We start from the raw sequence: 23,031 nt of genomic DNA on the forward strand, positions 1-23,031 counted from the left end.
GGCTCTTTGGTTTTACAGTAACCGGTTCAATATATTTGTTGCATGACCATTGAAGCACTTTACGAGATTTACCTTGCTCATCCTTCCATTCAGACGGATACCCGCAAACTGAAGCAGGGCGACCTGTTCTTTGCCCTTAAAGGCGACCAGTTCAACGGCAACAGTTTTGCCAACGCAGCGCTGGAAACGGGTGCTGCTTTTGCCATTATTGATGAACCCGAATACCATACCGGCAACCGTACTATTGTGGTCAGCAATGTGCTCGAAACGCTCCAGGCGCTGGCCCTTCATCACCGTCGCCAGTTCAATATTCCTTTCCTGGCAATCACGGGCAGCAATGGCAAAACCACTACCAAAGAACTTATCCATACAGTACTGTCGCGAAAATTCAGGACCTCCACTACTGAAGGCAATCTGAACAACCATATCGGCATTCCACTGACCTTGTTGAAAATACCTGCCGGCACAGAAATGGCGGTGATCGAGATGGGTGCCAATCACCAGCACGAGATTGAAAGCTATTGCCTGTATACCGAACCCACACACGGTTTGATCACCAATCTTGGCAAAGCCCACCTGGAAGGTTTTGGCGGCGTGGAAGGGGTAAGAAAAGGAAAGGGCGAACTATTTGCCTACCTCCGCTCCCATGGCGGCACCACATTTGTTTTTGGCGACGATCCCTGGCTTCCGGTAATGGCTTCCGGCACCGAGACGGTGCTCTACGGATCAGAAACAGCTGAAGCTGCCACCAGCCTGGATTTTTCTGTTTCTGGACATGTGATACAAAGCGAACCGTTTCTTGAAGTAGCAGCCAGGGGGATAACATCCGTACACAGTATACGGACACAACTGGTTGGCGCCTACAATCTCCCGAATGTTCTGGCTGCAGTTGCCGTAGGCAAATTCTTTGGCGTTCCCGGTATTGATATCGTTGCTGCAATTGCGGGCTATAAACCCGAAAACAGCCGTTCCCAATTGGTGCACTGGCAAAACAACCAGGTGATTCTTGACGCATACAATGCCAATCCAAGCAGCATGCGCGCCGCCATCGAAAACTTTGCGCACCTGCCCGGCAACAACAAGGTTTTGCTGCTGGGCGCAATGGCCGAATTGGGGGAAGAAAGCCTCAGGGAACACGAAAATATCGTATCGCTGATCGCAGGCTATCCCTGGAAAGCAGTAGTGCTCGTTGGTGGCGATTTCGGCCGTATCGGGCATCCGTTTCTGCAGTTATCCGACAGCGAAGCAGCTCGTGACTGGCTCAAAACCCAGCAGCTGAGCAATTCATTTTTGCTGGTGAAAGGCAGCCGCAGCATGCGTATGGAGAAAGTACTGGCTGAATAGGATACTTCATCGTGCATACGAAGGGAATGCGGTAACTTTGCGAAAATCCGTAGACGATGGCAGAAGCAAAGCATGAACGCAGTTACCTGTCGGCGACAATCGGCAATTACTGTCCCCGTTGCCGGGAAGGCAAAATTTTTGAATCCTCCAACCCCTACCAATTCGGAAAGATCCTGACGATGAACAAGGAATGTCCGGTTTGTGGTCAGCCAACCGAACTGGAGCCAGGCTTTTTTTATGGAACAGCATATGTCAGCTATGCACTGACGGTGGCTTTTTCTGTAGCCACTTTTATCGCGTGGTGGGTGTTGATCGGGTTTTCATTGAAAGATGGCGATCACCGTGTACTGTACTGGGGCATTTTCAATGCGATCGCGATGATTGCCCTTCAGCCAATATTTATGCGGGTGTCAAGATCTGTATGGCTCAGCTGGTTTGTAAAGTATGAACCCGACTGGCGCAATAAACCGATCAGCAAGGAATCCCTGGAACGCATTGTGCCGGAACAGATGAACAACTGGTAGGTCAGCCTTTACGCTTCTCCTTTATTTTCTGCTTCAATTCAGCTTTGCTGTCCTGATAGATCTTGTATTGTTCAGGCGTTAGAATGGCTTTCAGTTCGCTGTCGCGTGAGGCTTCGTCGGCTTTCAGGGTCTTCATCTTTTCCCTTTTGCTCCCCGGAGCTGTTTTAAGCGCTTCATTGTTCTGCGCATATTTCAGGTTGATCTCTTTCACCTTCGGCTCCTGCTCTGCCGTAAGCTGCAGTTTTGATTTCATCCAGTCGGTAAGCGAAGCCGCCCGCTCCTCAGGTGTCGCTTTTTGTTTGTCCTGGGCAAGCAGGAATGACGGTGCGAATAGGCAATTCATCAGCACCAGCATTATCAGTGTTGACCTTTTCATACTCCTGAACATTTACAGGAATTTACGCCTTTACACCGGCACCCCTGCCGCCAGACATCATTTTACGGTTATATAAACCGGTTTACCAGGTTTTCCAGGTACTCCTGGCGTCCACTGGCAACAGCGGGCTCACCCGCTGCTGCTGCAATATTGCGCAGGTCTTCCAGTTTTAATGTACCGGCCTCAAATGCTTTACCGTTACCGTTGTCAAAAGAGGCATAACGGTTACTGCGGATAGTTTTGTAATCAGATTGTTGCAGGATGGCATCAGCAGCGATCAGTGCCCGTGCAAAAGTATCCATACCACCGATATGCGCATGGAACAGGTCCTGCGGATCGGTAGAATTCCTTCTGATCTTCGCATCAAAGTTTATCCCGCCGCCTTTGAAACCACCTGCTTCAAGAATGATCAGCATCGCCTCCGTCAGTTCGTTGATATTATTCGGAAACTGATCGGTATCCCAACCATTCTGATAATCGCCGCGGTTGGCATCGATAGAACCCAGCAGCCCCGCATCAGCAGCCACCTGCAGTTCATGCTGGAAGGTGTGACCCGCGAGTGTAGCATGGTTCACCTCGATATTGAGAGAGAAATCTTCCAGCAGTCCATGCTGGCGCAGGAAACCGATCACTGTAGCGGAATCATAATCATACTGGTGCTTGGTGGGCTCGCAGGGCTTCGGCTCAATAAAGAATTTCCCTTTGAATCCATTGCTGCGGGCATAATCGCGGGATACCTGGAGGAAACGGGCCAGGTGTTCCTGTTCCCGCTTCATATTCGTATTCAGCAGACTCATGTAACCTTCACGGCCTCCCCAAAAAACATAGTTTTGTCCGCCCAGTGCAATGGTGGCATCCATTGCAGCTTTCACCTGCGCGCCGGCATGCGCCAGTACAGCAAAATCGGGATTGGTGGCCGCTCCGTTCATGTAACGGCGATGGGAAAACAAGTTTGCCGTTCCCCACAGCAACTGGATGCCGGATGCATCCTGGTGCTGCTTTGCATATGCTGTCAGCGCCTGTAGCCGCCGCTCATTCTCGGCAACATCATTTCCATAGTCTACAACATCAACATCATGGAAGCAGTAAAAGGGCAATCCGAGTTTGCTCATGAATTCAAAAGCAGCATCCATTTTCGCTTTGGCACGATCAACCGGATCAGCAATCTCATTCCAGGAAAAAAGGTGTGTCGGTTCTCCAAATGGATCGCCACCATTTCCACAGAAGGAATGCCAGTAGGCACAGGCAAACCGCAAATGCTCCTTTAAAGTTTTGCCGGCCACTACCCGCTGCTCGTCATACCAGCGATAAGCAAGTGGATTGTCAGACTGTATTCCCTCGAATTTGATTTTCTCAATCCCTTTGAAGTACTGTGAACTATTGGACATAACGGTAATATTTAGACGATTTTAGAATTTGTTTACAATTGTTTCTGCAAAAGAGCCAGCCATTCCTGGTAGGGAGTTTCAAGATTTCCGGCATCATCAGGCGTGCAGGTACGAATTGCCTGCTGGTGAATGAAAGCATCTTTGATACCGGGGTAATACCCACAACCAATCCCCGCTCCCAGGGCTGCCCCGACGCTGCCGTCCGCCGGATACAGGGTTACCGGCACACCGGTTGCCGCAACAAATGATTTCAGGAAAACCTCGCTCTGGAACAGGTTTGATCTGCCCGCGCGGATCTGAAGGGGTTCCACCTTATTGCTGCGCATGATATCGAGCCCATACCGGAAGGCAAAAGCAATTCCTTCCTGGATGGCCCTGAATAAATGCGCCTGCCGGTGATGATTCAGATCGATATGGTGAAGCTGCACACCGGTGAGCCGGTTGCCCAGCATCCGCTCTGCGCCGTTTCCAAAAGGTAACACCCTGATTCCTTCGCTGCCGGGCGCTACCGATGCAGCCATCGCATTCAGGTCGTTATACGGCACGCCGGCAGCCCATTGCTGCCTTGCCCATCCGTACAGAATCCCGGTACCGTTAATGCAAAGCAGCACTCCCGTGCGGATTTGTTCAGGTAAATGATTGACGTGGGCAAAGGTATTGACGCGCGACTGGGGATCGTAGGTGAGTGCATCGCTCACGGCATAGATAACTCCGGAAGTTCCCGCCGTTGCCGCTACTTCGCCCGGTTCGGTGACGCCCAGGGATAACGCATTGTTCGGCTGGTCACCTGCCTTGTAACTGACAGGTATACCAGGCCGTAATTGCAGCCCGGCAGCAACACGCGCATCCAGCCTTCCATGCTCTGAAAATACCGGTTGCACTTTCGCCAGTAATGCAGTGTCAAATCCATAATATTCCATCAGGTCGGTGGCAGGACCATGCTTCTTAAAATCCCAGAATACACCTTCCGACAAAGAAGAAGGACTGCTCGTCAATTGACCTGTAAGACGAAATGCTATATAATCACCGGGCAGCATGACATGCGCCGTACGGTCAAATATTTCCCGTTCATGTTGTTTTACCCAGGCGAGCTTGGACGCGGTAAAATTTCCAGGAGCGTTGAGGTAGTGTTCAAGACAGAAACCGGGGCCCAGCGCTTCATTCGCCTGCTCCCCTATCGCCACTGCCCGGCTGTCGCACCAGATGATTGAAGGACGCAATACAGCACCTTCCCTGTCTGTAATGACCAGTCCGTGCATCTGGTAGGCGATGCCGATTGCCCCGATATCTGCCGGTTGAAATCCGCCTTTGGCAACAGCCCTGCGAAAAGCCTGTACCCATCGGTCCCACCAGTCAGCAGGTGCCTGCTCCGCCCACCCGGGATGAGCGCTTTCTATAGGCGCTTCCGTATCCGGATACTGCGAAGCGGCGATGCATCGCTGCGTATCGCCATCAACTATGGAAACCTTAACCGAAGAAGTACCTATATCAATTCCCAGCAAAAGCATATGGCAGTGCGTTGAACCGCTAAGGTAAACTGACCCCGGGGGAACTTATGCCACTTTATTCTCGAATTTTAAAACTATATTGCTAAAGTTATGGCCGAATCCGCTCCCGAAATCTTAATATAGTTGTAGCATGAAACCGCTTCTGGAGAAATTGCCGCTCGAGGAAGATCAGAGCTTTGTAGCGAAAACTTTCAGGACGCCTCATTTTGAAGTTCCCTGGCACCAGCATCCGGAGCTGGAAATTATCCTTTTTCTGGAAGGTGAAGGAAATGCATTTGTTGGGAATCATGTAGGCAATTTCAACAGCGGCGATATCTTTTTTCTTGGCGCAAACCTGCCGCATACTTTTCAGAAAGCAACGCCGGGGCTGGTAACTGCCGCCCTGGTAATCCAGTTTCTGCCGGACTGCTGCGGAAAAGATCTCTGGGAAATTCCGGAAGGCAAGGCACTACGCAACCTGTTGGACAATGCGGCCTGTGGGCTGAAAGTGGATCCCGCAATCGCACTTGCGCTGACGCCGAAGTTGCAGCGGCTGGAACAGATCAATGGCTTTCAACGGATCATTGGCCTTTGGGATTGCCTCGATTTCCTTTCCCGTTATGATCACAAAAGTCTTTCATCCAAAACGATGACCGGCGTTTCGCATAAGGAACAGGAAAGGCTTGACAGCATTTTTCACTATACCATCGGGCATTATGCGCAGGGGATCAGTCTCGACGCCATCGCTGCTCATGCCGGCATGAGCATACCCGCCTTTTGCCACTATTTCCGGAAGCGTACCAAAAAAACCTATGTGGAATTCCTCAATGAAGTGCGCATCGGCAAGGCTTGCCAGCAATTGGTTGATACCACCAAGCCTATCACGGAAATTGCTTTTGAATCCGGTTTCAATACCCTTGCCAACTTCAACAAACAATTCCTCAAACTTAAAAAAATGCAACCGCGGGAATACCGGAACAAATTCTCCGACAGCCGTGAACTGGCAGCTCCACCACAGCCGGCGGATAACTGGCAAGCTGCCGGCATGAAGCGATACACCAGGGTATAAGGCAAAAAAAAGCCGCTCTTTTCAGAACGGCTCCTTCAGGATTAATTGCCTTGCTTCGGCTCTTTCTTTTCAGTCTTTTCTTTCTTCTCCGCGTGATGTTTGTGCGACTTGTGCGTAGCAGGTTTATCTGCGGGTTTCTGTGCCGGTGTCTGGGCAAATCCTATTCCTGTAATGGCAAGCAACAGGGCGGCGGCAACTAAGAACTTTTTCATGACTGCAAATTTTGAATGATGAATGATTGATTATTGATTCATACACAAAGGTTATCCCCGGTTCATCTTCAGAACAAATTTCCAGCTGCCCTTAACGACGGATTAACCTCAGTTAACGGGTTGTTATCGACCGCCTTACAGGCAGATCACCCGGGATTATAACCGGAAATTGCACGATATTTAAATCATGCGTTCCTCCACTACAAGGTTACTCATCGTGCTGCTCGCAATCACTATGGCAGCCATCATCGGCACCCAGGTGCACTGGATGCAACAAACTTATTCCTACGAAAAAAATGAATTCAATACCGCAGTGGTAAAATGCATACGCGGGCTTCATGAAGACATTGAACTGCTGGACATCCCTGCCAGTCACCTGGGAAACGATATCGAACATCCGGAACCCAATGAGTTCCTTTTCCGCATCAGCAATATTCCACCTAAAGACACGCTGGTATATTACCTGAACTCAGAATTCAACGATTTCGATGTTTATACCGACTGTCATCTTACAGTATTCAATGCCCCGGAAAACAAGATCGCCTATGAAGCCTACCTGAATTCAGGTACCTCGTCGGGAAAATCGCCACCCGGCAGCCGTGCACTTCCCGTACGCAACTTTTCTTATGTTCATCTCTACTTTCCACACCGCAGCCAGTATATCATCACACAGATGAATACCTGGATTTATACCAGCGCCTTTCTGCTCTTCCTGCTGATCGGCCTGGCGATGGCGATCTACTACCTTTTCCGCCAGAAATTTCTGAATGAAGTCCAAAAGGATTTTATCAATAACGTCACCCACGAATTCAGCACACCGCTTACGGTGATTGACCTGTCGACCGACGCCCTGAACAAACCCGGTGTACAGGCTTCCGCCGAAAAGATCAACAAGTACGCAACAACAATACGGCGTCAGACAGACTATCTCAAAACCCATATCCAGAACCTGATCAATACCGTTGTTTCCGAGAACTACAATTTCACCCTGAAAAAAACTGCAATAGTTCCCAATGAAATCCTGCGGCAGGCCGTGCAGCAACTGGAACCGCTGCTGGTGGAAAAGAAAGGCAGCGTTGAACTTGACCTGGAAGAAAATGATCTTACCATCAGGGCTGATCCTGACAACCTGTACCTCGCCATCTTCAACATCATCAACAACGCCATCAAGTACTCCGCCATTCCAACTGTAAAGATCAGGACAAGCGTTACCCCGCAACATTTCAACATCAGCATCAAAGACAACGGAATCGGCATAGAACCGGACGACCTGAAAAAGATCTTCCGTAAATTCTACCGTGCACAGAAAGGCAACCTGCACCAGGTAAAAGGGCTTGGACTGGGATTGTATTTCACCAAAAAAGTGGTCGATCTGCATCATGGCTCCATTCATGTGAACAGTATACCCGGCGTGGGAACGGAATTCAGCATAGATTTGCCTGTAAACACCAACCATTCATGAGTGTCAAAGGAAATATCCTGCTGGCTGAAGACGACAGTTACCTCCGTGAGCTCATGCAGGAAGCACTGGAAGAAGAAGGTTACCAGGTAACCTCCTGTGCTGACGGGCAGCAGGCGATTGACAGCTTCGACAAGAACAAGTATGATATTGTACTGCTGGACGTGATGATGCCTGTGAAAGACGGATTTATGGTGGCCAGAAAGATCCGCCAGCAGACGGATGTACTGCCGATACTGTTTATCAGTACCAGGAACCTGGAAGAAGACAAAATCAAGGGTTACAACACTGGTGCCGACGACTATATCACCAAACCTTTCAGCATGAAGGAACTCCTTTTGAAACTCGAAGTGTTCCTCCGCCGTACCCGCAAATTCTCCTACGAATCAGTTGTTGCTTTCCGGATTGGTAAACTCAATTTCTCCTATACTGAACGCAAGATCACCGGTCCAGAGGGCACCGTGGATCTCAAACAAAAAGAAGCTGATCTCCTGCGCTTTCTCTGCGAACATCCGAACCGCATCCTCAAACGTGAGGAAGTATTGCTTGCGGTATGGGGTAAAGATGATTTCTTCCTCGGCAGAAGCATGGATGTATACATGACCAAGATCCGGAAGATCCTCCGTGCTGATGAATCACTGCTGATCGAAACCATTCATGGTCATGGATTTCGCTTTACTGTTCCTGATGAATAAGATTGGGTTAACCTCTACTTAACCAACATTAATTGCAGTTAACCAGGGTTGAGAGGAGCTTTGTACGGTCAAATCAAAATGGTTTCACCGATGCGAAGAAAGTTGTTAACCATTGCTGTGTGTTTGACTGTATTCCTGCACACGGCATCTGCCCAGGCCCAACGTGATACACTACGCCTGAGCATTCCCGAAGCTGAAAAAATATTTCTGCAGCACAACCTCCAGTTACTCGCCGCGCAATACAATATCGACGCCAATAAGGCGCTTATCCAGCAGGCGAAACTCTGGGACAACCCAATACTTGTTACGGATCAGAACATTTACGACGGCGAATTTTTCCGCCACAACAGTGAATACGGACAGGTATTTGTACAGGTACAGCAGCTGATCAAAACTGCCGGCAAACGCAGTAAGCTGGCGCAACTCGCAACCGACAATACCGCCATAGCCACCGCCCAGTTTGATGATGTATTGCGTAGCCTTCGTTTCACCCTCCGCAATGACATGATCGAAGCAGCACACCTGGGCAATATTTCGAAACTTTTCCAGGACGAAATCGCAGAAGTCGGAAAGCTGGTGGAGGGAATGGACCAGGTATACCACCTGGGCAATATTTCCCTGAAAGACAACATGCGGTTGAAAGCGCTCCTCTTCAGTCTGCAAAATGACCTGATCAATATCAGGTCTCAACTTATCCCTGTTCAGGCCGAGATCCGGTTGTTGTTGCAGACGCAGGACAGTTCCTATATTCAGCCCCAACTCTCCACCAACTATTCGCAACTGATTAATGCAGGCATACCTGCACTGGACAGCCTGGTGGCAGATGCCCTCCGCAATCGTCCCGATGAAAGGATCGCGGCACTCAACAAAGACCTACAGGTACATAACCTCAGTTACCAGAAAGCACTGGCAAAACCTGACCTCACCGTCGGACCGGAATATGATCAGCGCAACAGTTATGTTCCCAACTATGTAGGACTTACCGTATCGCTTCCGCTCAACCTGTTTAATCGCAACCAGGGCAATATCAGGGCAGCGCAAAGCAATATACAGGTCAGTCAGACACAACTGCTGCAGGAAAATGACCGCATCAGCAACGAGGTCAAGGCCACCATGGATAAATTCCGGTTCATGCAAACGGTAAACAACAAAGACCAGGCGGCTTTTACAGCACAATATGATACACTGTTCCAGAATATGCTGAAATCCTACCAGGCCCGGCAAATCAACCTGCTTGATTTCACCGATTTTCTCGATGCCTACAAAGAGACCCGCATCAAACTGACGGAACAACAGATCAATCTCATGAAAGCAGCTGACGAACTGAATTTCGTCACCAACGACAATATCCTTCCCATACAATAACTATTCAAGGGACGTTATGAAAAATATAATACACCTTCTTGCAGGATGCCTGATCATCCTCACAGTTTCCTGCCAGTCAAAGGCAGGAACAGAAACCGCACCAGACAAATCCCAGGTCTGCGTGAGCGATTCCCTCGCGAGGATCATCCGCATTGATACCGCGTTCAGCAGCCAGGTCAATACCGAGGTAAAACTAAGTGGTGAAGTAAGCTTTGACGACAACAAAGTGGTAAAGGTATTTCCCTTCAGCAGTGGTCAGGTGCAGAAAGTACTGGTATCGTTGGGCGACAGAGTGTCCAAAGGGCAAACGCTCGCCATTATCAAAAGCGCAGATGTTGCCGGTAATTATAGCGACCTGAGTGCTGCGAGCAACGACATTGCCATCGCCAAAAAACAACTGGACAACCAGGAAGCATTATACCATAACGGTATTTCCAGCGAACGTGAATTCCTGGAGGCAAAAGAAACCTACAACAAGGCTGTTTCGAATGCCAGCAAGATCCGCGATCAGATCAACATCAACGGCAGTGGCCAGACCAATGCCGGTGGTCAGTACCTGATCAAATCTCCTATTAATGGCTATGTAGTGGAAAAGAATGCAGAGGCGGGAAGTTTTATCCGGAATGACAACAGCCAGAACCTGTTTACTGTCGGAGATATTGGTGACGTGTGGATCTGGGCCAATGTTTATGAGAATGATGTGGCTAAGGTGCAGGAAGGCTATGAAGCCAGCGTTACTACACTTGCCTACCCGGGCAGGATCTTTAAAGGAAAGGTTGACAAGGAAAACCAGATCCTCGACCCGCAAACGAAAGTGATGCGCGTTCGTATCACCCTGCAAAATGACAGCCTCCTGCTCAAGCCGGAAATGTTTGCAAGCATCCTCGTGCAAAATCAGGAAAAAACACAGAGCGTTGCAGTTCCCGCAGCGGCCATCGTAAATGACAACGGGAAATCATTTCTGATCATCTACCATGACAACTGCCATCTTGAACTCCGCCAGGTCGATATCCTGAAGACCCTCGACAACGTCACCTACATCAACAAAGGCATCAGGTCCGGGGAAAAGATTATCTCCCGTAACCAGATCCTTCTTTACCGTGCCCTGATAGAAGATTAGCCATGAAAAAGATTATCAAAAATATCATCCATTTTTCCCTGCGGCACCGGTATTTCGTATTCTTTATGACCGCCGTGCTGGCTGCCCTCGGTATCTGGGCCTATAAAGAAACGCCGATTGAAACTTTTCCCGATGTGACCAACACACAGATCGTGATCATTGCCCAATGGCCGGGCCGCAGTGCAGAAGAAGTTGAAAAATTCGTTACGATACCACTGGAAACCGTCCTCAACTCCGTTCAGAAAAAATCCAATCTCCGGACAACCTCCGCTTTCGGACTTTGTTATATCCGGATCATTTTTGACGACGATGTGGATGATGCTTTCGCAAGGCAGCAGGTGCAGAGCAGGATCGGTGGTGCCGACCTCCCCGATGGCGTAAAGCCGGATGTACAGCCGCCCTACGGGCCAACCGGAGAGATCTTCCGGTATACCCTGAAAAGCAAAACGCACTCTGTCCGCGACCTCACCACCATCCAGAACTGGGTACTCGACAGGCAGTTCAAATCCGTTCCCGGCGTGGCCGATGTAAACAGTTTCGGGGGAGAAGAAAAGACCTACGAGGTAAGCGTGAACCCTGCCCTGCTTACCAAATACAATCTCAGTTCGCTTGATGTATACAATGCCATTTCCAAAAGCAATGTGAATGTAGGCGGTGATGTGATCGAACGCAACGGCCAGGCCTATGTGGTCAGGGGCATTGGGCTGCTGAACAGCATTGCCGATATCGAAAATATCCTGATCACCAAAAACAGTGGCGTTCCACTGCTCGTGAAGAATGTGGCAGATGTGGTGGAATCCGGCAAACCCAGGCTGGGCTGGGTGACCAGGGATAAGGGCGGCAATCGCGAAGATGATGTGATCGAAGGCATTGTGGTGATGAGGAAAGGTGAAAACCCCGGTGAGGTATTAAAGAGAGTGGAAAGCAAGATCGAAGAACTCAACTCGGGAATACTCCCAAAAGGAGTAAAAATCGACACATTTTATGACCGTACTGAACTGATGGATTATGCCCAGGAAACCGTGATCCACAACCTGATCGAAGGCATTGTGCTGGTTACACTGATCGTGCTGGTATTTATGGCCGACTGGCGAACTACCGTAACCGTCAGCATCATCATCCCACTCTCGTTGCTGTTCGCTTTTATCTGCATGCGCATCAAGGGCATGACCGCTAACCTGCTCAGCATGGGCGCTGTAGATTTCGGCATTATCATCGACGGTGCCGTCGTAATGGTGGAAGGCCTGTACGTGGCACTTGATCACAAAGCGAAAGAAGTCGGGATGGAAAAGTTCAACAAGCTGGCCAAGCTCGGGTTGTTCAAGGCAACAGGAACCGAAATGGGGAAAGCAATCTTCTTCAGTAAGGTCATTATACTCACCTGCCTTATTCCCATTTTCGCCTTTCAGAAAGTGGAAGGAAAGATGTTTTCCCCCCTTGCCTATACACTTGGATTCGCCTTGCTCGGCGCGCTCATTTTCACCCTGACACTCGTACCGGCACTTTCCAGTATCCTGCTGCGCAAAAACGTGCGGGAAAAACACAACCCGGTTGTGAATTTTTTCGAGAAGTCGGTAATGAAGCTGTTCCGCGTGGTATATGGCAATCAGAAAAAAAGTGTGCTCGTGGCGCTCGTGATCATGGGTATCTGCTTTTTCTCTGCAAAGTTCCTGGGAACGGAATTCCTTCCTGAACTCAATGAAGGCGCTTTATGGGTAGAGGCGGAATTACCGATGAGCGTTTCACTTTCGGAGGCGAAGATCGTCAGCGACAAAATGATCTCGATCCTTGGCCATTTTCCTGAAGTGGAAAAGACCTTGTCGCAGATCGGACGTACAAATGACGGCACTGACCCCAAGGGTTTCTTCAATGTGCAGATCCAGGTGGATCTGTATCCGAAAAAGCAATGGCAACGAAAAATCACCCAGGAGCAGCTCATTGATGAAATGGATGCGCAGTTGCGGAAACTGCCGGGCATCGTGCTGAATTATTCCCAACCAATCCGCGATAACGTGGAGGAGGCAGTTGCAGGTGTGAATGCTGCACTGGCGGTAAAGATCTTTGGTCCGGATTTCAATACACTCGACAGCCTGGCCAATGCCGTTGCCGGTCAGTTGAAAACTGTAAGGGGAATTGAGGATCTCGGTATCCTGAAAAATCTTGGCCAGCCCGAATTCCGCATCGAACTGGACCAGCAGAAAATGGCGATGTATGGCATCAGTACCGCAGATGCCAATGCAGTGATAGAAATGGCTATTGGTGGCAAGGCAGCCACCCAGCTCTATGAGGGAGAAAGAAAATTTGATATCCGCGTACGCTACCAGAAAGACTTCAGGGACACGCAGGAAGCGATCGAGCAACTGATGGTACCCACCAATGACGGCGGAAAAATTCCGCTGAAGGAGATCGCCGGTATCCAGACATTAACGGGGCCTGCGTTTATCTACCGCGACAACAATACGCGTTATATCGCAGTAAAATTCTCTGTGCGGGAGCGTGACCTTGGTAGCACGATTGCTGAAGCGCAACGAAAGGTAAGCAATGCTGTCCATCTTCCTGACGGGTACAAAACAACCTGGAACGGTGAATTTGAGAACCAGCAGCGAGCAGGAAAAACACTTGCTCGCGTAGTACCCATCTGCCTGCTGGTTATCTTCGTGATCCTGTTCGTTACGTTCGGCAATGTAAAGGATGCCGTGCTTACCATTTGCAATGTACCGTTTGCGCTGATTGGTGGAATCCTCGCCCTGCATATAACGGGAGTCAACTTCAGCATTTCTGCAGGCATCGGCTTTATCGCGTTGTTTGGCGTCTGTATCCAGAATGGTGTTATCCTGATTTCTGTCTTCAGAAAGAATCTTGATGCCGGCATGCCACTGGACACTGCGGTCAGTTATGGCGTTCAGTCACGTGTCCGACCAGTGATCATGACAGCTTTGATGGCTATGATCGGCCTGATGCCTGCAGCGGTTTCTACCGGTATCGGCAGTGAAACACAAAAGCCACTGGCAATTGTGGTCATCGGGGGACTGGTAACAGCGACTATACTTACCCTGCTGATCCTGCCCGTATTATACGCATTGGTCTACAAATACATCCATTACCGCAAGCACAATAACCCCGTTCAAATTTCGCATCGGTGATTGCAGGGCGTTTATGCCCGCATGACCGAACGGGTCCCGTTTCTACGGGACCCTTCCTTTTAGTAACTTCAGGTAGCCATGGCAACTAAAAAGAACTGGAAAGAAATACTGTCCGGTTTCGCCGGAAAATTGCATTGGAAAGAATTGCTTGCCATTCTCTTCATATTGCTCGGCATCTATTTTTTCAGGCATGAACGGCATGAACTGAAAGCGCTCCAGCCCTATCTTAAATCAGCCGATAATAGCTGGATGCTGTTTGGCCTGGCCGTAACCGGGATTTATATTTTTTTTCAGGCAGCACTGTTCGTATTCAGCTTTCAGGCTGTCGGATCAAATCTGTCCTGGCCGGCAGCGTTTATGCTGTTTCTCAAACGGAACTTCATCAGCACCTTTCTTCCGGGAGGCGGCATAACAGCATTTGCCTACCTGCCGGGAATGTTGCGTAAGGAAAAAATAGACCGCCATCATATTTACCAGGGAGCAGGATTGCAGGGTTTCATTGGTATCCTGAGCCTGGTAATCGTTGGTATACCTGTTATCCTGTATGGCGCGCTGCACCGGCAATCAGTAAAAGGTGCCTGGCCCGCACTGGCTGTGGCACTGCTGATCCTGTTTATGATCTGGCGCGCCTTTCAGTCATTCCGGTCACGCGGGTGGCTGTACCAGTCGCTGTTGCGCTTCTTTCCTGCACTGGAAAAAGAAATGGAAAACATTTTTTCGCTGTCCTTTTCATACAGGTCATTTACCGTGGCTGTATTGTCGTCCATCGCCATCGAGATGACAGGTGTATTGCATATTGTGATTGCCATGAAAGCCGGCTATCTTCCCGTAAGCCTGGAAGCAGCCTTCATGGGCTATGTCGTTTCCACGCTCTTCATGCTCATCTCTCCGTTCCTGAAAGGCCTTGGCGCAGTGGAACTATCACTCACCTTCATCCTGAAACAATATGGCTATGACACCCTTGCTGCGCTACAAATAACACTGCTATACCGTCTTTTTGAATTCTGGCTGCCCCTGTTTGCAGGGCTGCTCAGCTGGGCCTGGAAAGGACGGAATATATTTGTACGCCTGCTGCCTCCCGCACTGATCTTCCTGCTCGGCGCCGTCAACATTTTCTCCGTACTTACCCCGCCGCTCGCAGACCGCATGCACCTGCTGCACGGATATCTCCCATATACTTACATTCACGCCTCCAACTGGCTGGTGATCCTTACTGGTCTCTTGCTGATGGTGAACGCCGCTTTTCTCATTCGGGGACTTCGTGCGGCCTGGTGGTTTGCGCTTTTCTTTTCAGTACTCTCCCTGGTCGGCCACCTGACCAAGGCCCTCGATTACGAGGAAGCCCTGCTGGCGCTGACCATTATCGTTGTGCTGCTGACTACCCGTAAACAATACCGTCAGAAAAGCAATGCCCGTTTTATCCGCATCGGCGTTATTACCGCCCTGGCAGTTTTTGGCATCGTGCTGATCTTCGGCACCATTGGTTTCTACCAGCTTGACCGCAGGAATTTCGGTATCGACTTTTCCTGGCGTCAATCATTCACGTATGCACTACACCAATTCCTGCTGGTGAAAGAAGACAACCTGGTTCCCGTCACACGATTCGGAAAAGAATTCCTGATCTCTTTGCGTGTATTGGCTTCCGGCGCGTGGATCTTTTTGTTCTACACGATCATTCGCCCCTATGTAGTCAAACACAGCACTGATGAGACCGATCAGGAAAAAGTATCCTTTCTCCTGAGCCAGTATGGCAACTCACCAGTTGACTATTTTAAATCAGATGAAGACAAACTGTGGTACTTCCCAGAGGGACTGGATGCATTTGTCGCCTATAAAATTGCCAATGGATTTGCGATCGTACTCGAAGAACCGGTGGCGGCACCTGCCGAAAAGTTACCGGCACTGCTCGCCTTTGAACAGCAATGCCGCAGCTGGGGACTGAAGCCGGCTTACTACCGCATCGATGAAGACGCTTGGTATTATTTTGAGCATCTGAAAAAGAAGAAACTATTGATCGGACAGGAAGCCATCCTGGATCTCACTCAATTTACCCTCGAAGGCAAACAAAACAAATCATTGCGTAACGGGCTGAACAGCCTGCAGAAAAAAGGCTATTCGGTCGCCCTCATCAAAGCACCGCTTGAAGACACATTGCTAAGCGAATTAAAGGCAGTCTCCGATGAGTGGCTTGAAGCATTCAACAAATCAGAGATGCGTTTTTCCCAGGGTGTATTTGACCCGGAAGTGATCCGCGAACAGGATGTGGTTACACTACGTGATGCAGATGGCAGGCTCGTAGCGTTCCTGAATATCATTCCCGATTTTGCCCCGGAAGAATGTACCTATGACCTTATCCGCAAAACAGTAGATGCTCCGGGCGGCAGCATGGATGCCCTGCTTGTAGAAATGATCCGTTATGGAAAGGAAGAAGGTTTTTCTTTCCTTAACCTTGGTCTTGTTCCCATGAGCGGCATTGAAGAACCAGACAGCACAGCTGAGCGTGTGGTAAAATATGCTTACGAGAAGATCAAACGGTTCCGGCACTACCAGGGGCTCCGTGAATTCAAGGAAAAATATGCAGGAACCTGGGAAAACAAATACCTCGTGTATGAGAATGATTTTGACCTGTTGCAGTTGCCGGTGGCGTTGAACAAGGTCATGCAGGGGTGAAAACGCCGTTTAGTTGTTTACCTGTTTATTTGTTTAGTAGTTACCTCGTGCAAGACCTGGTACTGAAGTGAGCCTGAAGGCACGACTGTATTGAAACATATCCTGATTATTTTTTTTGAATGCTTGTTTGACAAATACAAAATCATCATACAAACAAATCCAACCTTTGCCCCTTTGCTCCTTAGCGTGCTTTGCGCGAAATAAAGGCGCGCAGCGCCACCAACACGAGCAAAATGTTCCCTGCATTCTTTTCTTACTGGGCGAGGTATCCGCCATCTACAGGATAGTAACCACCGGTCACGAATGATGCTTTACTGCTGCACAACCATAACACCAGTTCGGCAACTTCTTCAGGTGCACCCAAGCGGCCCATGGGATGCAGCGATTCAAGCTGGCGGCGCGCTTCATCAGACATTCCTTTTAGTAAAGGCGTATCGATATAACCCGGACCGACGGCGTTTATCCTGATCCCTTTGGCCGCATATTCAAGGGCGGCAGCTTTGGTAAGTCCCACAACGCCGTGTTTGGCTGCAACATATGCCGGAGACTGCCGTGTTCCCGCAGCACCAAGGATTGAAGCCATATTCACAATTGCTCCGCCACCACTTTCGAGGATCGCAGGCAACTGGTACCGCATGCCATAGAACACGCCATTCAGATTGATGTCAATGACTTTGTTCCATCCGTCTACCGGGTATTCGCCGGTAAGTGCAATAGGACCGCCAATACCAGCATTGTTGACGGCGATATGCAACGCGCCGTAAGCAGATACTGCTGCGTGTACCAGCTTTTCGTGATCAGCAGCAAGCGCAGCATCTGCTTTGACAAAAATGACTTCCCTGCGGGCATTGTAAATGAGATCGTAGGTTTCCCTGCCCGATTTTTCATCAATATCGGCAAGTACTACTTTGGCTCCTGCTTCTGCAAAGAGGATGGCAATTTCCCGGCCGATGCCTGAACCGGCACCGGTGATGATAGCAACTTTGTGATAAATTGGTCCCATGATCAGAATTGAGTATTGAATCCGACAAATGTCTGGTACTTCGGTTGTCCGATACCATTGGCGAGTACGGTGAACTGCGGTTCTGCAAAAATGTTGAATACAATCTTGTTTACCTTGACCACTTTTCCTACCCCGAGGCCTACAGGTACACTGTATTCACCATTGCGCAGATTAAAGGTCCAGATACCGGTACTTCGGAGATAAGTTCCTCCACCAATCTGCCAGATAGCGAAGATCTGCGGAAAAAAAGTATTGACTTCATCGCGATCACTCTGACCAGCAAATGATGCCTGCCATTGAAGGAGTCCACCCCATTGTATAAGCCTGTTGCTGGCCATAAACGCCAAAATTGCAATACCACCCTGCCACTTCCCCGATCCAAGGTTATGCGAAGCTGTAGGCGCAGTAATGGTGGGTCCGATACCAAATTGATTTCCTGATTTGGTTGATCGGGAATAGATCCCGAAAATGTTAAAATCACCCGTACCGGTGGTGGGCGACTTCCCAGCTTCCGAAGAAACAACAAATGGCATGCTGGCCCGGATCAAAACGCGACCCACAGGTTGTGCATACCTGACAATCATCTGGCTCATGGAGGCATCCTCAATCCCATACAGTTTTGAAACCAGGTAAGTGTGCAGGTTCAGTGCTTTCGTACTGGCCATCGGGTTATTGGCCTTTTTGATTTCTTCATCGGAGAGTCCGGCTCCGCCCGCAGGCTTGGGAGGTTCCTGTTCCTGCGCGAACAGGGCCAGGGGTAAAACCATCAGTGCAGTCATCAGAATTCGAGCTGTCAGATAGCGCATGCGGTAAATTTTATGTGGTGGTGTATCCACATCTACCTGACAGTTCTGAAGGCGTCGTAACGCCACCCATTATCAACTAGTTTGACACGGTTGTTGCTACTGCTTTTACCTGTTTACTGCGCTGGCGATCAGACAACCACTTCCTGATGGGCTGATCAAACCATTTTAACACAACCCAGGAAAACAGGATCAGTAATAACGTGAAAACCGTTGTCACTATGACCACTTCAATTGTACCCGGATGCCGGCTGTTCAGGTAATCAGCAAAAAGCCAGATAGCAGCATAGTGGGTCATGTAGAGCGGGTAGGAAATATCGCCGGAGAACCGGCAGATCTTTTGCCAGCGGGGAGTTAGTACGGCGCCCGCACCCAGGCATATTATCAGGGGATTGTATACAATGGCCACGAACGGATCCACCCATTTGGTCCAGGGACCATAAGGAATAAAGAACGTAATACCCAGGAGCAGGGCAAGAATAGGAAATCCCAGGCGATTTTTTATCATCCAGTTGCTTCTGAAGATCAGTACACCTGCAAGAAATGAAAAACACAAACGTGCTGCGCCATCCCAGAAGGTTTCCCCACCCCAACCGCCTAACAGGTTACCCCTGAAAGCTGAAACTGCGCAGAGCCAGATCATCGAAATAACAGTCAATACCAATACCCACTTTCTGGGAAGTCGAACGATGACAAGGGCATACAGGATATTCGCCACATATTCCCAGAACAGCGACCATGCCGGTGCGTTCAGTCCAAACAGGTTGAAATACCGGTCAGCCATTACGGGATAAGGGATCACCAGAATCGTACTCAGAAAAACCAGCCAGATGTTATAGTCGGCCGGTGCTGTATGAAGTTGAAAAGGGTCATAGAAGTAACCCAGCAGCCCGATCACCCCACCCAAAACAACCAGTGGATGCAACCGGATCAGCCGGTTTCGGAAAAAGTTCCCGATCCCAATGGAGCCGATTCGCTTGTCATAGGCGTAGGCAATTACAAATCCGGAAAGGCAGAAAAAGAAGTCTACAGCCAGGAAGCCATGGGAAATAAAGCTGTCCTTATAATCCGGCGCCACCACTTCCATGAAATGGAAAATGACAACGGCTATTGCTGCGACGCCTCGAAGTCCGTCGAGTATTTCGAAATGGGGACGGCTTTGGAGGGCTGAAGGCTGTATTATTGATTGGGGTGCGGGGATGGCTTGCTGCATGTGATCGTTTGCTCCGGTTCAAATTGGGGCAAATTTACAGGTAAACCGCCGCTACAGCTGAATCCGGATGATGCCATTCCCGCACCTTTCCCAAGTTTTTCGGGTAATGGGGCTATTTCTGGTTGCAGTTGAACATCCATTGTACACCGAACTGGTCGGTGCAGGAACCGAAATAATCTCCCCAGAACATTTCCTGGAGAGGCATCGTCACCTCTCCGCCTGATGAAAGTGCCGCAAACAGCTTATCCGTTTCGGCCCTGGTATCGGGTTGCAGGTTGATGTACTGGTTATTGCCAAAATTGACTTTGAATCCCATAGACTCAGGTGCGTCGGTTCCCATCAGGCTATGGCTGTTCAGGATCCTGAGTTCCACATGCATGATCAGGTCTTTGTCGCCGTCCGCCAGCGGGGGTGCGCCGGGCGCAGGCGGAATATCTTTAAACCGCATAAAGCCGTTGCCGAAAAATTCTCCTCCAAAGACAGATTTGTAATAATTAAACGCGTCCTCCGTGTTCCGGGCAAAATTCAGGTAGGTGCTCACACTGGCCATAAAAAACGGTATTTGATGATAGCCCAAAGCTAGCGGCTTCCGGCTGCAGGAACGGGTGGTAAACGGGACTTTGAATGGACGGTGACGCGACAAATGAAAAATCCAATTTAGCCGGTGTTCAGTGGTGGTCCGGCATTTGTTTCATGCTCCTAATGTTCTCCCTTCATGCTCCCTTTTTTCGCCCATCATACTCCAAAAATAACGGAAGACAATAGGAGCAAAGAGGGAGAAAAAAGGGAGCATGGAAGGAGAATTTAGTTTATAAAGATAACACACCGATCCAGGGCTGAGGATGGGGGAATCACAAACTGATCAGGAAAAATGAACTAAAAAAGAGTGGGATAATCCGTTCGAGTGTGATAGAAACTAAAAACACGATTCCTTTTTGGGGAACCGTGTTTTTGCTTTTTTTGCTGGCGGACTTTGTCCGCTCTCAGCCACCGGGACATTTAGCATGTTACCCTGAGGGAGAGCCCACCTTCGATAAAGCTTCAACCGTCGCTATCGCTACGGCTGACAATGTCGGTGGGCGGATGCGGAGAGCGCGGGATTCGAACCCGCGATACCCTTTAGAGGTATACACACTTTCCAGGCGTGCTCCTTCAACCACTCGGACAGCTCTCCGTGAACTGTTTTCCCGACCTGGTCCGATAACCCGAAACCAGGAACGGGCCGCAAATATAGGGCTTATCCGCCATTGGTCAATTCTCCCCGTAAAGAAGTTTCCAATAATTCCCGGATGCGCCGGGGAGAATGCTGCTGGGCAAGCAGGAACATCAGCTTGGCCAGCGCCGCTTCAAATGTCATGTCGTGGCCGCTGATCACCCCGATTTGCTTCAGTTGCATACTGGTTTCATACCTGCCCAATTCTACCGCGCCGCCATCACATTGGGTGATATCCACTACCAATACACCGCGTTTGACAGCACCTGCCAGCGCCGCGATGAACCAGGGAGCCGTTGTCGCATTGCCACTGCCAAAGGTTTCCAGGATCACCGCTTTTGTGCCGGGAGTGCCCAGAACAGCTTCTACGGTAGCGGGAGTGATTCCCGGGAAGATCTTTAAGACAGAAACCGCGGGGTCAAGGCGGGAATACACTTTCAATGCCTTCTCAGGGGCACGGAGAATGTACTCACGTTGATATTTGATGCTGATGCCTGCCTCAGCCAGCGGCGGGTAATTCATGGAATAAAATGCCTCAAATTTCTCTGCATTGTACTTCTTTGACCGGTTACCCCGGAAAAGCTGGTAGTCGAAATAAATACAGACTTCAGGAACTAATGCCTTTCCGGCTTTCCTGGCAGCTGCTATTTCCAGGGCTGTAATAATGTTTTCCTTGGCGTCGGTCCGTATTTCGCCAATGGGCAATTGTGACCCGGTAAGTACCACCGGTTTACCGAGGTTTTCCAACAGGAAACTTAGTGCGCTAGCGGTGAATGCCATCGTATCGGAGCCATGAAGGATTACAAACCCATCGTAGTTCTTATATTTTTTGCTGATAATGCCGGCGAGTTCAACCCATACTTCCGGGTGCATATTGGAAGAGTCCATAGGCGGGTTGAACGCATGCACCTCTACTTCAAATCCCAGTTTTACAATTTCAGGGATATTGTCGCGGATCTCTTTAAATCCAATTGGCTTCAGCGCCCCGGTGGCTGGGTCGATCACCATACCGACGGTACCGCCGGTATAGATGATGAGGATCCGGGTGTTATTTCGTTTGGTTATAGTGGATCTTGACCGCGGTTGCCGCTGATCAACAGGAATACTTTTACTGCTCACGGTCATGTTGCTGAAGTTTAAATACAGTTCGGGCGTTCAGGGAAGTCAGGTCGGCGATTGCCTTCGTTTCCATCGCAAAAACCTCGGCGAGTTTTGCCACAATATGGGTCAGGTAGGAGCTTTCATTCCGCTTGCCACGAAACGGAACCGGGCTGAGATAGGGCGCATCCGTTTCCAATACAAGGCGTTCCGGACCTGCCTGTGACAGGATTTCTGCCAGTCCCCCATTCTTGTAGGTCACCACACCTCCGATACCAAGGTAAAACCCTGCGTCAGTAACCTGGCGGGCAAAATCAGCATCGCCGCTGAAACAATGAAAGACCCCGGACAAGTTGCCATCCTGGAGGGAGACCACCGTGTCGAGCGCTTCCCGGTTGGCGTTCCGGGAATGAATGGATACGGGAATTCCATGATGTTTTGCTAATTCAAGTTGCCGGCGGAAGGCTTCAAACTGCTGTTTTTCGAAGGTTCGGTCCCAGTAAAAATCCAGCCCGATCTCCCCAACACCGGCGAAAGGACGCCGCGAGAGCCATTCCTCTACCAGCTGCAGTTCCGCCTGGTAATCTTCTTTTACTGAACAGGGGTGTAAACCCATCATTGCCAGGCATTTATCAGGATATTGCTGTTCCAGCCGGAGCATCGCGTCATGCTCTTCGGAGTCGATTGCGGGAAGCAATATTTCCGTCACACCGGCAGCTTCTGCCCGTTCCAGAACCTGTTCAACATCCTTGCTAAATGCGTTCACATAAAGGTGCGAATGCGTGTCAATCAGCGTCATGGGGCCAAAGGTCAACAAAATTTATGTCAGATTTAAACGTTCTGGATGCA

At 49.7% G+C, this 23,031-nt stretch carries 19 protein-coding genes and 1 tRNA gene; 9 read left to right on the forward strand and 11 right to left on the reverse strand.

Translation table 11 applies throughout. The features are described from left to right. The first annotated feature begins 42 nt into the window (after positions 1-42). Both FPE01S_RS03325 and FPE01S_RS03330 read left to right on the forward strand, forming a co-directional pair. Positions 43-1,344, forward strand: coding sequence for a UDP-N-acetylmuramoyl-tripeptide--D-alanyl-D-alanine ligase (locus FPE01S_RS03325; protein ID WP_046367462.1), 1,302 nt, complete (start codon positions 43-45; stop codon positions 1,342-1,344). Between the two features lie 56 nt (positions 1,345-1,400). Next, positions 1,401-1,868 (forward strand): DUF983 domain-containing protein, encoded by a 468-nt coding sequence (locus FPE01S_RS03330; protein ID WP_046367463.1) that lies wholly within the window; start codon positions 1,401-1,403, stop codon positions 1,866-1,868. A gap of 1 nt (position 1,869) precedes the next feature. Here the strand turns inward: FPE01S_RS03330 and FPE01S_RS03335 are convergent, their stop codons facing one another. The 3 genes from FPE01S_RS03335 to FPE01S_RS03345 form a co-directional block, all read right to left on the reverse strand. After that, a complete protein-coding gene (locus FPE01S_RS03335) occupies positions 1,870-2,244 on the reverse strand; it encodes a DUF4890 domain-containing protein (protein ID WP_052955478.1) in 375 nt (124 codons plus the stop codon). Between the two features lie 68 nt (positions 2,245-2,312). Continuing rightward, a complete protein-coding gene (xylA, locus tag FPE01S_RS03340) occupies positions 2,313-3,632 on the reverse strand; it encodes a xylose isomerase (protein ID WP_046367464.1) in 1,320 nt (439 codons plus the stop codon). 32 nt (positions 3,633-3,664) lie between these two features. Then, positions 3,665-5,140: a xylulokinase gene (locus FPE01S_RS03345; protein WP_046367465.1), complete on the reverse strand. Its 1,476-nt coding sequence runs from the start codon at positions 5,138-5,140 to the stop codon at positions 3,665-3,667. Between the two features lie 130 nt (positions 5,141-5,270). Between FPE01S_RS03345 and FPE01S_RS03350 the strand changes: the two genes are divergently transcribed. Further along, positions 5,271-6,188 (forward strand): AraC family transcriptional regulator, encoded by a 918-nt coding sequence (locus FPE01S_RS03350; RefSeq protein WP_072053948.1) that lies wholly within the window; start codon positions 5,271-5,273, stop codon positions 6,186-6,188. 41 nt (positions 6,189-6,229) lie between these two features. Here FPE01S_RS03350 and FPE01S_RS25800 read toward each other — a convergent pair whose 3' ends face one another. Continuing rightward, complete coding sequence (locus FPE01S_RS25800; RefSeq protein WP_157473878.1) at positions 6,230-6,400, reverse strand: hypothetical protein; 171 nt, start codon at positions 6,398-6,400, stop codon at positions 6,230-6,232. A gap of 187 nt (positions 6,401-6,587) precedes the next feature. Between FPE01S_RS25800 and FPE01S_RS03355 the strand changes: the two genes are divergently transcribed. The 6 genes from FPE01S_RS03355 to FPE01S_RS03380 all read left to right on the forward strand — a co-directional run bounded on the left by FPE01S_RS03355 (position 6,588) and on the right by FPE01S_RS03380 (position 16,852). Next, positions 6,588-7,862 carry a sensor histidine kinase gene (locus FPE01S_RS03355; RefSeq protein ID WP_046367466.1) on the forward strand — a complete coding sequence of 425 codons (1,275 nt, stop codon included), beginning with the start codon at positions 6,588-6,590 and terminating at the stop codon, positions 7,860-7,862. Then, on the forward strand, positions 7,859-8,554 hold the full coding sequence (locus FPE01S_RS03360) for a response regulator transcription factor (RefSeq protein ID WP_046367467.1): 696 nt from the start codon (positions 7,859-7,861) through the stop codon (positions 8,552-8,554). Before FPE01S_RS03355 ends, FPE01S_RS03360 begins: the two co-directional genes overlap by 4 nt. 90 nt (positions 8,555-8,644) lie before the next feature. Next, on the forward strand, positions 8,645-9,919 hold the full coding sequence (locus FPE01S_RS03365) for a TolC family protein (protein WP_169749125.1): 1,275 nt from the start codon (positions 8,645-8,647) through the stop codon (positions 9,917-9,919). 16 nt (positions 9,920-9,935) lie between these two features. After that, complete coding sequence (locus tag FPE01S_RS03370) at positions 9,936-11,039, forward strand: efflux RND transporter periplasmic adaptor subunit (RefSeq protein ID WP_046367469.1); 1,104 nt, start codon at positions 9,936-9,938, stop codon at positions 11,037-11,039. A gap of 2 nt (positions 11,040-11,041) precedes the next feature. Next, a complete protein-coding gene (locus FPE01S_RS03375; RefSeq protein ID WP_046367470.1) occupies positions 11,042-14,182 on the forward strand; it encodes an efflux RND transporter permease subunit in 3,141 nt (1,046 codons plus the stop codon). Between the two features lie 78 nt (positions 14,183-14,260). Further along, positions 14,261-16,852, forward strand: a complete 2,592-nt coding sequence (locus FPE01S_RS03380; protein WP_046367471.1) for a phosphatidylglycerol lysyltransferase domain-containing protein — start codon at positions 14,261-14,263, stop codon at positions 16,850-16,852. Positions 16,853-17,105: 253 nt separating this feature from the next. Here the strand turns inward: FPE01S_RS03380 and FPE01S_RS03385 are convergent, their stop codons facing one another. From FPE01S_RS03385 to FPE01S_RS03415, 7 genes are all read right to left on the reverse strand, one after another. After that, a complete protein-coding gene (locus FPE01S_RS03385; RefSeq protein WP_046367472.1) occupies positions 17,106-17,855 on the reverse strand; it encodes an SDR family NAD(P)-dependent oxidoreductase in 750 nt (249 codons plus the stop codon). A gap of 2 nt (positions 17,856-17,857) precedes the next feature. Then, positions 17,858-18,661 carry a hypothetical protein gene (locus FPE01S_RS03390; protein WP_046367473.1) on the reverse strand — a complete coding sequence of 268 codons (804 nt, stop codon included), beginning with the start codon at positions 18,659-18,661 and terminating at the stop codon, positions 17,858-17,860. 76 nt (positions 18,662-18,737) lie between these two features. Beyond that, positions 18,738-19,871, reverse strand: a complete 1,134-nt coding sequence (locus FPE01S_RS03395; RefSeq protein WP_046367474.1) for an acyltransferase family protein — start codon at positions 19,869-19,871, stop codon at positions 18,738-18,740. A 112-nt stretch (positions 19,872-19,983) separates the two neighbouring features. Further along, positions 19,984-20,421, reverse strand: a complete 438-nt coding sequence (locus tag FPE01S_RS03400; RefSeq protein WP_046367475.1) for a VOC family protein — start codon at positions 20,419-20,421, stop codon at positions 19,984-19,986. A gap of 536 nt (positions 20,422-20,957) precedes the next feature. Further along, a tRNA-Ser gene (locus FPE01S_RS03405) sits at positions 20,958-21,045 on the reverse strand. A 63-nt stretch (positions 21,046-21,108) separates the two neighbouring features. Next, on the reverse strand, positions 21,109-22,209 hold the full coding sequence (locus FPE01S_RS03410) for an asparaginase (RefSeq protein WP_083990121.1): 1,101 nt from the start codon (positions 22,207-22,209) through the stop codon (positions 21,109-21,111). Continuing rightward, positions 22,193-22,981 carry a TatD family hydrolase gene (locus FPE01S_RS03415; RefSeq protein WP_046367476.1) on the reverse strand — a complete coding sequence of 263 codons (789 nt, stop codon included), beginning with the start codon at positions 22,979-22,981 and terminating at the stop codon, positions 22,193-22,195. The genes FPE01S_RS03410 and FPE01S_RS03415 overlap by 17 nt, the downstream gene beginning before the upstream one ends. Between the last annotated feature and the right edge of the window lie 50 nt (positions 22,982-23,031).

The sequence above is a fragment of the Flavihumibacter petaseus NBRC 106054 genome (genome assembly GCF_000974785.1).
Lineage (GTDB): Bacteria > Bacteroidota > Bacteroidia > Chitinophagales > Chitinophagaceae > Flavihumibacter > Flavihumibacter petaseus.

Excerpts from the sequence above, each read along its gene's own strand:
- FPE01S_RS03350 (WP_072053948.1), top strand. The coding sequence starts at position 5,271 with ATGAAACCGCTTCTGGAGAAATTGCCGCTCGAGGAAGATCAGAGCTTT.
- FPE01S_RS03370 (WP_046367469.1), top strand. The coding sequence starts at position 9,936 with ATGAAAAATATAATACACCTTCTTGCAGGATGCCTGATCATCCTCACA.
- FPE01S_RS03410 (WP_083990121.1), bottom strand. The coding sequence starts at position 22,209 with ATGACCGTGAGCAGTAAAAGTATTCCTGTTGATCAGCGGCAACCGCGG.
- FPE01S_RS03345 (WP_046367465.1), bottom strand. The coding sequence starts at position 5,140 with ATGCTTTTGCTGGGAATTGATATAGGTACTTCTTCGGTTAAGGTTTCC.
- FPE01S_RS03360 (WP_046367467.1), top strand. The coding sequence starts at position 7,859 with ATGAGTGTCAAAGGAAATATCCTGCTGGCTGAAGACGACAGTTACCTC.
- FPE01S_RS03355 (WP_046367466.1), top strand. The coding sequence starts at position 6,588 with ATGCGTTCCTCCACTACAAGGTTACTCATCGTGCTGCTCGCAATCACT.
- FPE01S_RS03365 (WP_169749125.1), top strand. The coding sequence starts at position 8,645 with ATGCGAAGAAAGTTGTTAACCATTGCTGTGTGTTTGACTGTATTCCTG.
- FPE01S_RS03395 (WP_046367474.1), bottom strand. The coding sequence starts at position 19,871 with ATGCAGCAAGCCATCCCCGCACCCCAATCAATAATACAGCCTTCAGCC.
- FPE01S_RS03415 (WP_046367476.1), bottom strand. The coding sequence starts at position 22,981 with ATGACGCTGATTGACACGCATTCGCACCTTTATGTGAACGCATTTAGC.
- FPE01S_RS03400 (WP_046367475.1), bottom strand. The coding sequence starts at position 20,421 with ATGGCCAGTGTGAGCACCTACCTGAATTTTGCCCGGAACACGGAGGAC.
- FPE01S_RS03385 (WP_046367472.1), bottom strand. The coding sequence starts at position 17,855 with ATGGGACCAATTTATCACAAAGTTGCTATCATCACCGGTGCCGGTTCA.
- FPE01S_RS03325 (WP_046367462.1), top strand. The coding sequence starts at position 43 with ATGACCATTGAAGCACTTTACGAGATTTACCTTGCTCATCCTTCCATT.
- FPE01S_RS03380 (WP_046367471.1), top strand. The coding sequence starts at position 14,261 with ATGGCAACTAAAAAGAACTGGAAAGAAATACTGTCCGGTTTCGCCGGA.
- FPE01S_RS03375 (WP_046367470.1), top strand. The coding sequence starts at position 11,042 with ATGAAAAAGATTATCAAAAATATCATCCATTTTTCCCTGCGGCACCGG.
- FPE01S_RS03330 (WP_046367463.1), top strand. The coding sequence starts at position 1,401 with ATGGCAGAAGCAAAGCATGAACGCAGTTACCTGTCGGCGACAATCGGC.
- FPE01S_RS03335 (WP_052955478.1), bottom strand. The coding sequence starts at position 2,244 with ATGAAAAGGTCAACACTGATAATGCTGGTGCTGATGAATTGCCTATTC.
- FPE01S_RS25800 (WP_157473878.1), bottom strand. The coding sequence starts at position 6,400 with ATGAAAAAGTTCTTAGTTGCCGCCGCCCTGTTGCTTGCCATTACAGGA.
- xylA (WP_046367464.1), bottom strand. The coding sequence starts at position 3,632 with ATGTCCAATAGTTCACAGTACTTCAAAGGGATTGAGAAAATCAAATTC.
- FPE01S_RS03390 (WP_046367473.1), bottom strand. The coding sequence starts at position 18,661 with ATGCGCTATCTGACAGCTCGAATTCTGATGACTGCACTGATGGTTTTA.